The following is a 13,696-nucleotide window of genomic DNA, read 5'->3' on the forward strand; positions in this document are numbered from 1 at the left end:
GGAGGGAGGGAAGTCAAGATCGAGAAGGCCGCCGGCCGGATCGGGACGCCCCCGCCGAGGCCCAACTGCCCTGATTCCGGCCGGGGATCGGGGCGAAAGGCCAGGTCGAGGGGGGTGGGCCCCGGGGCGGTACGGCTCACGGAAAATTCGTGGGCCGGATCGTGAACCGATCGGCGGGGCCGGACCGATGAGGGGTTGTGAGCGAAACGAGAAGCGACGGGGAGCTGCTGCGGGCCATCGCGGCAGACGCGGACCGTCACGCCTTCGAGGAGCTGTACCGGCGGTTCGCGCCGTGGCTGACCGCGCGGATGCGCGGCCGCTGCGCCGACGCCGGGATAGTCGACGACGTCGTGCAGGAGACGTTCCTCGCGGTGTGGCGGGGCAGCGCCCGCTATCGCGAGGAGGGCGACGTGGCGGGCTGGCTGTGGCGCATCGCCGCGCGCCGGCTGGTCGACGCCCTGCGCGGCGACGGCGCGCGCGGCCGCTTGCGCCAGGCCCTGTCGCGTCTGCGCCACCGGGACGAGGTCTCGGCGGAGGAACGCGTGCTCGCGGGGGTGGAGCACGGGGACCTCGCCGGGGCCCTCACCCGCCTCTCGCCGGAGCTGCGGGCCGTCCTCCAGGCGACCGTCATCGACGGGCTCACCACCAGGGAGGCCGCGGTTCTGCTCGGCATCCCGCCCGGCACGGTCAAGACGCGGGCCCTGCGCGCCCGCAAGCAACTGCGGGAGGCGCTGGCATGAGGCGGATCGTGGACGGGGCGCGCGCAAGCCGCGCACCCCGGCGGCGCACCGGCCGCACGGGCGGAGCCGCCCTGCGCTGGTACGCGCAGGCGGAGGCCGCGGCCCGCGCGGGAGAGCGCGCGAGAGGGCACCGGGCCGAGCGCCCGGGCCCGGTGGACGGCGTGCACGACGGCTCGTACGACCGCTCAGACGACGGTGCCGACCGGCACCAGCCGAGGGAGGCACAGGCATGACCGAGGGAGGCACAGGCATGACATGGCATGTGGCGGAGGACGATCTGCGGGCCTACGCCCTCGGCGAGTTGGCACCGCCCCTGCTGTGGTCCACCGACACACACCTCACCCGGTGCGCGGAGTGCCGGGCCCGGCTCGCGGCCGGCGTCGACCCCGTGGCGCTGGACACCGCCTGGCAGCGGCTGGACGCCGAACTGGACGCGCCCCGGCCGAGCCTGACCGAGCGGCTGCTGGTGCGGATCGGCGTGGCCGACCACACCGCGCGGCTTCTGACGGCGACGCCGGTGCTGCGCCGCTCCTGGCTGCTGTCGGTGCTGTTCCTCCTGGTCATGACGGTGCTGGCGGTGCGCGTGGCGGACCTGCCCGGGCTGTTCCTCGCGCTCGCCCCGCTGCTTCCGCTGGCCGGTGTCGCGCTGTCCTACGGCCCTGGCCTCGACCCGACGTACGAGATGGCGGTCGTCGCCCCGCTGCACGGCTTCCGTCTGCTGATGATCCGCACGGTCGCGGTCCTCACCGCGGGCCTCGCGCTCAACGGCCTGGCGACCCTCGCCCTGCCGGGGTACGGACTGATGGCCCTGGCCTGGCTGCTGCCCGCCCTCGCCCTCACCACCACGGGCCTCGCCCTCTCCGCCCGGCTCGGCCCGGTCCTCGCGCCCGCCCTGGTCGGCGGCGCCTGGCTGACCCTGCTGGTCGTGTTGCAGACCCAGCCGCACACCGCCGGCACCCTCGCCCCCTTCACCGCGGTCGGGCAGTCCGCCGCCGCCGGGGTGACGGTCGTCGCCGCCCTGCTGCTCTACCAGGCCCGGGACCGCTTCGACGCCCGCCCGCTGCGGGGCTTCGCGGACGGGGGCCCGGCATGACCCCGACCCGCCCCGCACCCGCCTCCCCGTCTTCTCGCCCTTTCAGGACTTTCAGGACTTTCAGGAGCCCCGCGTGACCATCGACCCTCTCACCGAGCCCAGCACGCTGCGGGCCGACGGGCTGGCCCTGCGTTTCGGCGGCACCCGTGCCCTCGACGGCGTCTCCCTCCGGCTGACGCGCGGTGTCACCGGGCTGCTCGGTCCCAACGGCGCCGGGAAGACCACCCTGCTGCGGGTGCTGGCCACGGCCGTACCGGCCGACGACGGCCGGTTCACCGCCCTCGGCCACGACCCCCGCACCGCCGCCGGCCGCCTGGCCCTGCGCCGCGAGCTCGGCTATCTGCCCCAGACCCCCGGCTTCCACCCGGACTTCACGGCCTTCGAGTTCGTCGACTACGTGGCGATCCTCAAGGAGCTGACCGACCGGGGGGCCCGCCACCGCGAGGTGCGCCGCGTCCTGGACGCCGTCGACCTCTCCGATGTGCGCGGCAAGCGTCTCAAGCGGCTCTCCGGCGGGATGCGCCAGCGTGTCGCCCTGGCCGCCGCGCTGGTCGGCGACCCCGGTTTCCTCGTCCTGGACGAGCCGACCGTCGGCCTGGACCCCGAGCAGCGCATGCGCTTCCGGGACCTGATCGCCCAGGCCGGCGAGGGCCGCACGGTCCTGCTGTCCACGCACCAGACCGAGGACGTGGCGATGCTCTGCCACCGTGTCGTCGTCCTCGCCGGTGGCCGGGTCCGCTTCGAGGGCACCCCCGCCGAGCTCACCGCCCGCGCGGCGGGCCGGGTCTGGAGCAGCGCGGAACGCGCCCCGGGCGCACTGGCGGGCTGGCGCACCGGCATGGGCACCTTCCGCAACATCGGCGCCCCGCCCGCAGGCGCCGATCTGCTCGAACCCACCCTGGAGGACGGCTATCTGCTGGCCCTGGACGGCGAGAGCGCGGAGGTGACGGCATGAGCCCCACCCCGGCCACGCCCGACGCCCCGGTCACCCCGGCCGGCCCTCCGGCCACACCGCTCGACGAGGCGCCCGCCACCGGCTCCGGGCAGCCCGGCGAGCGCCGCCGCTTCCGCGCGGTCCTCGCCCTGGCCCGCTTCGAGACGCACGATCTGCTGACGCAGATCCAGATCCTCTTCTTCTTCGCCCTCTGCCTCGGCCTCGTCGTTCTGCAGATGGTGCGTCAGGAGGGCATGGACGACTACCCGATCCTCAACATGGTGGACCGGGACACCCAGACGGTGCCCCCGCTGTTCGCCCTCGCCGTGCTCGTCTGCGCCAACGCGGCCGCACTGCGTTCCCGGAAGTACGGCACGGTCCATCAGTTCGACGTCCTGGCCATGGACTCCTGGCGGCGCACCCTCGCCCACATCCTGTCCGTGGTGCCCTTCGCGGCGCTCACCGCGCTCCTCGTCCTCGCGCGGTACACCCGGGAGGCGCTCAAGCCGGGCGCGATCGGCCACGGCTCGCTCGGCGAACTGGTGGTGGGGCCCCTGACGGTCCTGCTGGCCGGGGTCGTGGGTGTGCTGCTGGCCCGTCTGCTGCCCTCGTCCTTCACGCCCATACTGTTCGTCATCGTCTTCTACCTGGCCGTGGTCGTCGCCTCCGAGCTCGCCGGCCAGGGCAAGGGCTGGGCCTGGCAGTGGCTCAGCCCGGTCTCCCTGGACTCCGTACCCAGCGGCGACCCGGTCCCCTCCGACCTGCTCGGCCGCCCCGCCGCCTGGCACGCCCTCTACCTCCTCGGTCTGTGCGCCGTGGTGGCCTGCGCGGCCCTGCTTCTGTCCGGCGGCCGCACCCGCGCCGTCAAGGCGGCCACGGCCCTCGCCCTGGCGACCACCATGGCCGGTGTGATCGGCCAGGTGCCCCGGGACACGGCGGCTCTGGAGGAGGCCCGCAAGGTGGCGTCCGAGACCCCGCTGAAGGTGCAGTCCTGCACCAAGTACGACGGCTCGACGTACTGCTCCTTCCCCGAGTGGAACGGCGTACGGGACGACTGGTCCGGTGTGGTCCGGCGGGCGCGGTCCCTGGCGGGCGGCACGGCCGCGACCAGGCCGCTGACGATCCGCCAGCGCATCGACGTCACCGGCGGAGTGGAGCAGGACAGCTCCCTCACCGCCCTGACCACGCCCGGCGAGGTCACGGTCGGCACACACTGGGGCGGCAACCGCGTCCCCGAGTTCGCGGTCGGCGTCGCCACCGTCCTCGTGACGGGTACGGAGGAGGCGACGACCGGGGAACTCTGCGGCGACGCCCGCGCGGTGACGATCATGTGGCTGGCCCTGGGCGCCGACCCCACCCCGCTGGCCACCTTCCGTGACGTCCGGCTGGACGACAGCGACAAGGGCTCCGCCGTGATCCTCGCGCCCACCAGCGGGTTCTCCCTGGGGGCGGATCAGACGACGGTTGTCCGGGAGCTCCTGGACCGCCCGCGAGCCGAGATCACCGAACGGGTCAAGACCCACTGGACGGAGCTGACCTCCGCGTCGACGACGACGGCCCAGGCCGCGAAGCTGCTGGGCGTCCCGGTTCCGAAGGAGGCGGAGAAGTGCGAGGAGTAGAGGAGACCGGGGGAGTGAGGGACGACGGAGTGGAGGCCAAGGAGATGGAGGCCGCCCAGGTGACGGCGGACGCGAGGAGAGACACCGCGACCCTGCTGCGCCCGCTGCTGGTGCCGGTCTGGCGCACCCTGCCCCGGCGGGCCCTGACGATCGCCGGCGCGGTGGGCCTGCTGCTCGCGGCGAGCACCCGCCTCCCCGACCATGCCCCGGGCGCCGGGCCGGGCCTGTTCGTCCTGCGGCTCACGGCACTCTCCGGCGCCCTGGGCCTGGCCTTCCTCCTGGACGACCCGGCCCGCAACACCAGCGCGACCACCCCGGTCGCCCGCCCGCTGCGGACGGTCCTGCGCCTGGCGATGGCGCTCCCGCTGACCGCCCTGTGGTGGACGACGGCCCTCCTCCTCGTACCGTCGCCGACCCGCCCCCCGCTCCTCCCGGTCACCCTTCAGGCGGCGGCGACGACCGCGGCCGCCCTGGCCCTCGCCACGGTCGCCGTCCGTTTCACGGACTCCCCGGAGGTGGGCAGGAGCACGGCGATATGCCTGCTCACGGGGGCCGCGGTGGCCGTCCTGACCCCCAACCGCTGGGGCCTGCTGGCCACACCGGCCGACCCCTGGTGGGAGCCGACGCAGCTGCGATGGGCGGCGGTCCTGGGGGTGACGCTGGCGGTGTGCGCGCTGTGGACTCCGGAGCCCCTCGGACAGGGTCTGCTGCGGCGGACGGCGACGACGAGCGGCCGCTGATCTGTCAGCCCGTCCGGCGTTCGAGGACGGGGCCCGTTCAGGGCCGAAGCGGCCAGGGCCTGGGGCCGGGGGCCGGGGGCCGGGGGCCGGGGCCGGGGGTGGCGGCCCCCGGAGACGCTCACCCCGACGAACGGCCACCGCACGAGCAGAGGCTCACGTCTCCGTCCGATACATCAGGTCCGTCTCGTGCGTGACGAACCCCAGGCCCTCGTACACCGCCACCGCCGCCTTGTTGTCGGCGTCGACGTAGAGCATCGCCGTGGGCAGTCCCTGCCCCGCGAGGTGCCGCAGACCGATCGTGGTCAGGGACTTGCCGAGGCCGCCGCCCTGGGCGCCGGGGGCGACGCCGAGGACGTACACCTCGCCGAGCTGTTCCTCGGCGTGGACCTTGGTCCAGTGGAAGCCGATGAGTTCCTCGCCCCGGAAGGCGAGGAAGAAGCCGGCCGGGTCGAACCAGGGCTGGGCCTTGCGGTCGTCGAGGTCGCGCTGCACCAGGGATCCCTGCTCGGGGTGGTGGGCGAAGGCCGCGGAGTTGACGGCGAGCCAGGTCGCGTCGTCCCGGCCGGGCTCGAAGGTGCGGACGGTGACTCCCTCGGGCAGCACCGGGTCGGGCAGCGAGAGGCCGGTCAACGGCCGCCGCAGCTGGCGCAGTTCGCGGAACAGGGTCAGCCCGAGGACCTGGGCGAGATGGCGGGCCGCGGAGTGGCCGCCGTGGGCCCACACCCGCAGCCGTTTGCCGGAGGCGGCGAGCAGCGCGGCGCCGAGGGCGCGGCCGTGCCCATGGCCGCGGTGGGAGGGGTGGACGACCAGTTCGGCGGCCGGCGCCTCGATCGGGTCGGTGTCCTCCAGCTGGGCGTAGCCGACGAGTTCACCGCCGACGGTCAGGACCAGATGGGAGACACCTTCGCGGGGACCCCCGCGCAGTTGCAGCCGGCCCTGCTCGGACACCGCCTGCTGCCCGTCCGTGCGCAGGGCCTCCGCGAGCAGGTCGAGGACGGCATCGGTCTGTTCGGGGGAGAGCTCGGTGAGGGTCTCGATGGATCGGGAGCCGTGGGGCCGTGCGATGTCGTCGCTGGTCATGCGTACGAGGGTAAGGGGAGGGCGCCGCAAAGTGGGGGCAAAGGGGAGGGCAAAGGGAAACCAGGATGTAACCCGGAACCCCCTGTCGCGCTACGCGCGTTGACCTTAGGCTGCGCCGGACGGGGCCACCTACCTCAGCCGATTCACAGGGGGGCGCATGCCAGCCACTTCCCAGCCGGACCCGGGCCGCAGACGTCGTACGTACCGTCTGCTCGCGGCCGCCGCCACGCTCGCCACCACGGGTGCGCTGGCCGCGGCTCTTCCGGCGGACGCCCACGACGCGCACCACGGCAAGCCGCTGCCGAGCCGCTACCAGGACGTGCAGTTGCTGTCGTTCAACGATCTGCACGGCAACCTGGAACCGCCGTCGGGCTCGTCCGGCCGGGTGACGGAGCTTCAGGCGGACGGCACGACGAAGACCATCGACGCGGGCGGTGTCGAGTACCTCGCCACGCATCTGCGCGAGGCCCGCCAGGGCAACGCGTACTCCATCACCGCGGCCGGCGGTGACATGGTCGGCGCCTCCCCGCTGATCTCGGGCCTGTTCCACGACGAGCCCACCATCGAGGCGCTCAACAAGCTGGACCTGGACGTCACCTCCGTCGGCAACCACGAGTTCGACGAGGGCGCGAAGGAACTGGCCCGTCTGCAGAACGGCGGCTGCCACCCGACGGCCGGCTGCTACACGGACAAGAGGTTCAAGGGCGCCGACTTCCCGTACCTGGCGGCCAACGTGCTCAGCGAGAAGACCGGCAAGCCGATCCTCGCGCCGTACTGGGTCTGGAAGAAGAAGGACGTCAAGATCGGCTTCATCGGGGTGACCCTGGAGGACACCCCGGGCGTCGTCTCCGCCGAGGGCGTCAAGGGCCTGAAGTTCAAGGACGAGGTCGAGACGATCAACAAGTACGCCAAGGTGCTCCAGCGCCAGGGCGTGAAGTCGATCGTGGCCCTGATCCACGAGGGCGGACTGCCGGCGTCGGGCGCGTACAACTACAACTGCGACTCCCCGGGCGCCGGTGGCGGCATCTCCGGCCCGATCGTGGACATCGCGAAGAACATCTCGCCGTCGGTCGACGCGCTGGTGACGGGTCACACCCACGCCGCGTACGTGTGCACCATCCCGGACCCGGCGGGCAACCCGCGCATGGTCACCTCGGCCGCGTCCTTCGGCCGCCTCTACACGGACACCACGCTGACGTACGACCGCTTCACCGGCGACATCGCGCGCACGTCCGTGAAGTCGGCGAACCACGTGGTCACCCGGACCGTCGCCAAGGCGCCGGACATGACCGAGCTGATCAGCAAGTGGAACACGCTCGCCGCGCCGATCGGCAACCGCGCCATCGGCTACATCGCGGCCGACGTGCCCAACACGGGCACCGAGTCGCCGATGGGTGACCTGATCGCGGACGCGCAGCTGGCGTACGGCAGGACGCTCGACGCCGGGACCGACCTCGCGCTGATGAACCCGGGCGGTGTCCGGGCCGGCCTCACCTACGCGGCCAAGGGCAGCGAGGGCGACGGCGTGGTGACGTATGCAGAGGGCTTCACGGTCCAGCCGTTCTCCAACACCGTGAACCTCCAGGACTTCACCGGCGCCCAGCTGATCCAGGTCCTCAAGGAGCAGGTCAGCGGGACGAACACGAGCGCGCCGAAGATCCTCCAGCCGTCCGCGAACCTGACGTACACGCTGGACCTGACGAAGACCGGCGCCGACCGGGTCGTCACCGACTCCATCAGGCTGAACGGCGCGGCCGTCGACCCGTCGGCCACCTACCGCATCGCCACCAACAGCTTCCTCGCGGGCGGCGGCGACGGCTTCACCACCCTCGGCCAGGGCACGGGTGACCTCGTCGGCACGGACGACCTCACGGCCCTCGAGCAGTACCTGACCGCCAACTCCTCGGCGACCAGCCCGATCGCGCCGCCGGTGGCGAACCGGATCACGATCGTGCAGTAGCCCACGGCTCGTCCCTCAGCGAGGCCGTCGCGTCACCGACGCGGCGGCCTCGTCGTGTTCTCCAACCTGTGTGAGTCCCGGATGGGTTCCCGTATCCGCCTGAAAATTTGTCTCAGCCGTAATTCATTGAGGTCTCAGCGGAATTGGCTTTTCCCCCGCCGGACGTCCCGTAGTGTTTTCCATGTCGAAAGCGAACGACGCGAAAGCGAAGATCGCGAACACCATGAATGGAGAACGCCATGAGCTTCCACAAGATCACCCCGGTCAAGAAGGCCCGCAAGACCACCCCGGTCCCCGCTCCGAAGCCCGCCGCCAAGAAGAAGGAGGCGCCGAAGCCGGCTCAGCAGCGCCGCCCCGTCTCCCATAAGAACTGAGTTGCAACAGAAACTGTTGCAAACCTGCGACACATAAAAACCACGTAATCGCCACCTGTTAAAGCGAGAGGTAATTCCCATGAGCTTCCACAAGATTGCCCCGGTCGTGAAGTCCACGCAGGCCACGAAGGCCACGAAGGACGCGAAGAAGGACTGCAAGGGCGCCGCCAGGAAGAAGGCCGCCGCCCAGCCCGCGCCGAAGCGCCGCCCGGTCTCGCACCAGGGCTGACGGGACGCCACGAGGCGGGGTCACCTCCGGGTGGCCCCGCCTCGGCCATGTACGGAAGGAACCGACGATGAGGGAAGCCCGTGAGGCCTTCCGCCGCTTCTGGCCGCTGACCCGCGGCGACCGCGGCTGGATGCTGGTGATCGTGGCCTGCGTGGTGGTCTCCGCGCTCGCCGAGACCGCCGCCATCCTGCTGTTCGCGCAGCTCACCGACAACGCCCTGAAGGAGGGCTCGCTCTCCGCGTTCTGGGGACCCGCCGGCGCCTGGCTGGGCGTCGCCGTGCTGGGCGCGCTCGTCGGCTACCTGGGCAACTCGCTCGCCACCTGGACCGCCGAGCGTTTCGTGCTGCGCCTGCGCGCGCGGACGTTCGCCCATGTCCAGGGCCTGCCACCGCACTTCTTCCAGCAGCACCGCCAGGGCGACCTGGTGGAGCGCCTGACGGGAGACGTGGAGGCGATCGAACAACTGGTGGTGTCGGGCGTGGTGGGCACGGTCTCCGCCGCCTTCTCCGCCGTCTTCTACTCGGCCGCCGCCCTGTACCTGCGCTGGGACCTGGCCCTGGCCACCTTCCTCCTCGCCCCCCTCTTCCTCCTGGCGGCCCGCCGCTTCTCCGGCCGTATCAAGCAGGCCTCGCGCGACGAACGGGTCGCGGACGGCGCGATCACCTCGGTGGTGGAGGAGTCCCTCGGCAACGTCGTGCTGACCCAGGCGTACAACCGCCGCGCCGACGAGGAGCGGCGCCTGGACCGCGAGGCACGCGCCTGGATGCGGGCGAGCGTGCGCGGAGCGCGGCTGAGCGAGATGTACGAGCAGTTCGTCGAGGTCGTCGAGACCCTCTGCGTCCTCGCGGTGGTCGGCCTGGGCGTCTGGGAGATCTCCGCCGGCCGGATGACCCTCGGCACCCTCCTCGCCTTCGCCGCCTTCATCGGCTACCTCTACCCGCCGGTCCGCAGCCTCGGCCAGCTCGGTCTGACGGTCACCGCGGCCACCGCGGGCGCGGACCGCATCACCGAGATCCTGGACGCCCGCCCGGCCGTGGCGGACCCGGCCGCCCCCGTCCCCAGCTGGCCGGTCCACGGTCACATCGCCTTCCACGGCGTCGGCTTCACCTACCCCGACACCCCCCGCCCCTCCCTCACGGACCTGACCCTCACCGCCTCCCCCGGCGAACTGATCCTGGTCACGGGCGCGAGCGGAGCCGGCAAGTCCACCCTCGCCAAGCTCCTCACCCGCTTCTACGACCCCGACGCGGGCGTGATCACCCTGGACGGCGTCCCCCTCACCGACGTCCCCCTGGAGTTCCTGCGCGAGAACGTGGCCCTGCTGCCCCAGCAGACCCTCGTCCTCAACGGCACGATCCACGAGAACATCGCCTGCGGCCGGCCGGGCGCGACGGACCGGGAGATCGAGGACGCGGCCCGGGCGGCGGCGGCCCACGCCTTCATCAGCGCCCTCCCCGAGGGGTACGCCACCCCCATCGCCCCCGGCACCGCCGCCCTCTCCGGCGGCCAGCTCCAGCGGATCGCCATCGCCCGCGCCATGCTCCGCGCGGCCCCGGTCCTCGTCCTCGACGAGCCCACCGCCGGCCTCGACTCGGTGGCCGCCCGCCAGATCGTCCAGCCCCTGCGCCGTCTGATGTCCGGCCGTACGACGATCATGATCACCCATGACCTGAGCCTCGCCGCCGAGGCCGACCGCATCCTCCTGATCGACGAGGGCCGGCTCCTGGCCACGGGCACCCACGACACCCTGATGAGGACCTGCCCGGCCTACACCCGCCTCACCGAACCCTGGTCCACCGCCCCCGCCGCAAGGCGGCACTGGGCGGAGGACACCCTGGTCCTGCGACGGTAGGAACCCGGGCGGCTCAGCCCTCCCGGAGCATGTACCCCAGCCCCCGCACCGTCTGGATCAGGCGGGGGCGGCCGCCGGTCTCCAGTTTCCGGCGGAGGTACATGACGTAGACGTCGAGGGTGTTGGAGGTGGGTTCGAAGTCGAAGCCCCAGACGTCGTGGAGGATCTGGGCGCGGCTGAGGACCTTCGCGGGGTGGCGCAGGAGGTACTCGAGGAGTGTGTACTCCGTGCGGGTGAGGTCGACGGGGTGGCCGGCCCGGGTGACCGTGCGGGTGGAGTGGGTCATGACGACGTCGAGGAAGCGGAGGCTGTCGGGGGCCGCGGGCGGCGGGGGCGGCGGTGTGCGGCGGGTGGCGCGGCGCAGCAGGGCGCGGACCCGGGCGAGGAGTTCCTCGACGGCGAAGGGTTTCATCAGGTAGTCGTCGGCGCCGTTGTCCAGGGCGACGATTCGGTCGCCGACCGCGCCCCGGCCGGTGATCATGAGGATCGGGACCGTGGAGCCGGAGGCGCGGATGCGGCGGGTGGCGGCCAGGCCGTCGAGGCCCGGCATGGTGACGTCCATCAGGACCAGGTCGGGTGCGCCGCCGGGGGCCGCGATCAGGTCGAGGGCGAGCCGTCCGTCACCGGCCAGGACGGTCTCGTAGCCCTCGAACCTGAGCAGTCTGCCGATGCCTTCCCTGATGTCCGCGTCGTCGTCGGCGAGCAGGATCCTGCCCGCCGCGTTCGTCGTGGTGCCCGTTTCCGTTCCCCTCACCGTGTGATTCACCATTCCTTCACGGTGGGGCGGAGGGCTGTGGCTGAGCTGGCAGAGGGGTGTGGCTGGGCTGGGATCAGGAGGCCGACGGCGTCCAGTCGCCGAGCCAGTCCGCGACCTCCTGGCCGGCGGCCTGGGTGTCGGTCAGCTGCGGGCGGTCGCTGCTCGCGGCCCCCGAGCCGGCGCCGGTGTTCCTGTACTCGGCGAAGCGGTCGTCCTTCCAGGAGAAGCCGCCCATGTCGGACCAGGGGGTCGACTTGATCGCCGCGCCGAGCGAGCTGTCGCGGACCGTGGTCTGCGGGTCGACGGTCGTGTCGCCGCCCGGGTGCCAGTTGCGGCCGAGGAAGAAGGAGGCGGAGCTGACGTCCCCGTTGACCGTCGAGCGGTTGATCAGGATGCCCTTGCGGCCCGCGGCGGTGCTGGGGGCGGTGACATAGCCGGCGCTCGTGCCGTTCCAGCGCTTCTTCAGCGTGATGACGGACTTGTCGACGACGGCCGTGGCCCGGCCGAAGATGAAGTCGACGTTGCCGGTGATGTAGGAGTTGCTGATGTAGACGCGGCCGAGCTTGTCCTTGGCCGCGGTCTCCATCTCCAGGGTGTCCTGGTCGCCGTTGACGATGACCCCGTCGAGCACGATCCGGTCGGCCTGCGTCAGCAGCGCCACCGCCTGGCCCGCGATGTCCTGGTGCCTGGACTCGTCGAAGTCGTTGGTGACGGTGAGATTGCGGACCTGGGAGTCGTCCGAGAGGACGGACACGGTCGCGCTGCCCGGGGTGCCGTACGTCCCCGACCCGTCGGGCTTGGTCATGCCCGCCGCGTTGCCGTAGACGATCGTCGTGTCCTTGCGGCTGCCGCCGCTGCCCTGGAGGGTGACGTGCGGCTTGTTCGCGGGGACCTTCACGACCTCGCGGTACGTCCCCGGCTTCACGGAGATGACGACCCGGGCGGTGTTGTTCGCGGGTACGGCGTCCACGGCGGCCTGGACCGTCCGGTACTGCCCGGTGCCGTCGGCGGCGACGGTGATCGTCGTCGTGGCCGCCTTGGTGGTGTCCGTGCTCGTGCCGGTGGCCGTCCCGAGGGTGCTGCGGGGACCCGCACCGGACTTGAGGAGGGACGGGACGTCGGCCGTCTTGTCCAGGCTGTACGCGTAGTACTTCTTCGGGTCCCAGGCCGCGCCCGAGCCGCCGCTCTCGTTCTTTCCGGTCGTCCCGGAGAACACGTTGCCGCGCTGGACCAGGGTGGCGGTGGTGTCGCGGACGACGGGGTTGGTCAGCCCCTGGAAGTACGAGTTCTCCAGGACCATGCTGGTCCGGCCGCGCGCGTAGTTGCCGTACGACGACTTGATCTCGGTGCCCGCCACGTCCTCCAGGAAGTTGTTGTAGAGGTGCGCGTGGGCGACGTTGTCCGTGGAGGGGTTGCGCTGCTCGGTCTCGCGGATCCAGTTGTGGTGGATGGTGATGTCCGCGGTGACGTTGTCGGTCCAGCCGATGCCGAAGGCCTTGTTCTCCTGGCTGAGCCTGTTCCAGGAGACCGTCAGATAGGTGGTGTCCTTGCGGCTGTCGATCAGACCGTCGGCCATGTGCCGGATGTCGTTGTGGTCGATCCACACATGATGGGCGCCGTCCATCTGGATGCCGTCGTAGTCGTGCTCCTTGTCGTTCCAGACGCCCTGGTACGCGTCCCGGATCGTCAGATTCCGGATGATCACGTTGTGCACGCCCTGGCCGAGGAAGAAGCCACCGCCGACGATCTGCCCGGACGTCCCGGACCCGATGATCGTCTTGTTCGACTGGACCTTGATCTCCTTGCCGACCGGATCCATGGTGATGGTCGCCGCGACGACGATGACGTACGGCTCACCGGCCGTCGCGTACTTCTCCAGATCGGCGAGGGTCTTCACGGTGACGGTCTTGCCGTCCCGGCCGCCGTACGTCCCGTTCTGGCCCAGCGCGTCGACGGAGGCGAAACCGTCGGCGGAGGCGGTGGCCCAGGCGGGCGCGGCGGTGGCCGCCGACGCCTTGTGCTGCGCGTCCGCCCCGAAGAGGCCCAGGTCCGTGCCGTACGCGAGGGTGCCGGCGGCGGTCAGGGCGAGGGGGATGCCTGCGGCGAGTGCGGTCCGGCGCTTGCGGTGCCGGGGCTTGCCCGTGGCCGTGCCCGTGCTTCTGCGCGCGCTCATACGATGTTCCGTTCCGTGCGGGGAGTGGGACCGCGGGTATGTCGCCGCACGGAACCCAGAGGTTGCCGGACTCACGGAAATTTCGACGAGGGGTGCTGGAACACGATCGGGTGAAGTGGGAACCAAGGCCGGACAAGGTCGACTG

The 13,696-nt window shown here is 71.8% G+C and carries 13 protein-coding genes; 10 read left to right on the forward strand and 3 right to left on the reverse strand.

The annotated features are described in order from the left end of the window. Positions 1 to 197 precede the first annotated feature (197 nt). From AQJ64_RS26005 to AQJ64_RS26030, 6 genes are all read left to right on the forward strand, one after another. Positions 198 to 740 (forward strand): RNA polymerase sigma factor, encoded by a 543-nt coding sequence (locus AQJ64_RS26005; protein ID WP_059203033.1) that lies wholly within the window; start codon positions 198 to 200, stop codon positions 738 to 740. Then, complete coding sequence (locus AQJ64_RS26010) at positions 737 to 973, forward strand: hypothetical protein (protein WP_055637997.1); 237 nt, start codon at positions 737 to 739, stop codon at positions 971 to 973. Before AQJ64_RS26005 ends, AQJ64_RS26010 begins: the two co-directional genes overlap by 4 nt. Positions 974 to 990: 17 nt before the next feature. Next, positions 991 to 1,833, forward strand: a complete 843-nt coding sequence (locus AQJ64_RS26015; protein ID WP_055637998.1) for an anti-sigma factor family protein — start codon at positions 991 to 993, stop codon at positions 1,831 to 1,833. A gap of 73 nt (positions 1,834 to 1,906) precedes the next feature. After that, entirely contained in the window at positions 1,907 to 2,788 is an 882-nt protein-coding gene (locus AQJ64_RS26020; RefSeq protein ID WP_240512918.1) for an ABC transporter ATP-binding protein, read from the forward strand. After that, positions 2,785 to 4,386, forward strand: coding sequence for a hypothetical protein (locus tag AQJ64_RS26025; RefSeq protein ID WP_055637999.1), 1,602 nt, complete (start codon positions 2,785 to 2,787; stop codon positions 4,384 to 4,386). Before AQJ64_RS26020 ends, AQJ64_RS26025 begins: the two co-directional genes overlap by 4 nt. Positions 4,387 to 4,400: 14 nt before the next feature. Then, positions 4,401 to 5,126, forward strand: a complete 726-nt coding sequence (locus AQJ64_RS26030; protein ID WP_079061942.1) for an ABC transporter — start codon at positions 4,401 to 4,403, stop codon at positions 5,124 to 5,126. Positions 5,127 to 5,279: 153 nt separating this feature from the next. Here the strand turns inward: AQJ64_RS26030 and mshD are convergent, their stop codons facing one another. Further along, positions 5,280 to 6,206: a mycothiol synthase gene (gene mshD, locus AQJ64_RS26035; RefSeq protein ID WP_055637810.1), complete on the reverse strand. Its 927-nt coding sequence runs from the start codon at positions 6,204 to 6,206 to the stop codon at positions 5,280 to 5,282. 157 nt (positions 6,207 to 6,363) lie between these two features. Here mshD and AQJ64_RS26040 point away from each other — a divergent pair, with 157 nt between their 5' ends. From AQJ64_RS26040 to AQJ64_RS26045, 4 genes are all read left to right on the forward strand, one after another. Next, the gene (locus tag AQJ64_RS26040; RefSeq protein ID WP_055637809.1) at positions 6,364 to 8,166 is read left to right on the forward strand and encodes a bifunctional metallophosphatase/5'-nucleotidase; all 1,803 of its coding nucleotides are present in this window, start codon (positions 6,364 to 6,366) and stop codon (positions 8,164 to 8,166) included. Positions 8,167 to 8,405: 239 nt separating this feature from the next. Further along, a complete protein-coding gene (locus AQJ64_RS51795) occupies positions 8,406 to 8,540 on the forward strand; it encodes a hypothetical protein (RefSeq protein ID WP_276206720.1) in 135 nt (44 codons plus the stop codon). Positions 8,541 to 8,619: 79 nt separating this feature from the next. Then, positions 8,620 to 8,769: a hypothetical protein gene (locus AQJ64_RS49770; protein ID WP_167739007.1), complete on the forward strand. Its 150-nt coding sequence runs from the start codon at positions 8,620 to 8,622 to the stop codon at positions 8,767 to 8,769. A 67-nt stretch (positions 8,770 to 8,836) separates the two neighbouring features. After that, entirely contained in the window at positions 8,837 to 10,621 is a 1,785-nt protein-coding gene (locus AQJ64_RS26045; protein WP_059203034.1) for an ABC transporter ATP-binding protein, read from the forward strand. A 13-nt stretch (positions 10,622 to 10,634) separates the two neighbouring features. Here the strand turns inward: AQJ64_RS26045 and AQJ64_RS26050 are convergent, their stop codons facing one another. Further along, positions 10,635 to 11,390 (reverse strand): response regulator transcription factor, encoded by a 756-nt coding sequence (locus AQJ64_RS26050; protein WP_059203035.1) that lies wholly within the window; start codon positions 11,388 to 11,390, stop codon positions 10,635 to 10,637. 61 nt (positions 11,391 to 11,451) lie between these two features. Beyond that, complete coding sequence (locus AQJ64_RS26055) at positions 11,452 to 13,551, reverse strand: pectinesterase family protein (RefSeq protein WP_055634042.1); 2,100 nt, start codon at positions 13,549 to 13,551, stop codon at positions 11,452 to 11,454. Between the last annotated feature and the right edge of the window lie 145 nt (positions 13,552 to 13,696).

Origin of the sequence: Streptomyces griseoruber (assembly GCF_001514205.1) — a bacterium.
Lineage (GTDB): Bacteria > Actinomycetota > Actinomycetes > Streptomycetales > Streptomycetaceae > Streptomyces > Streptomyces griseoruber.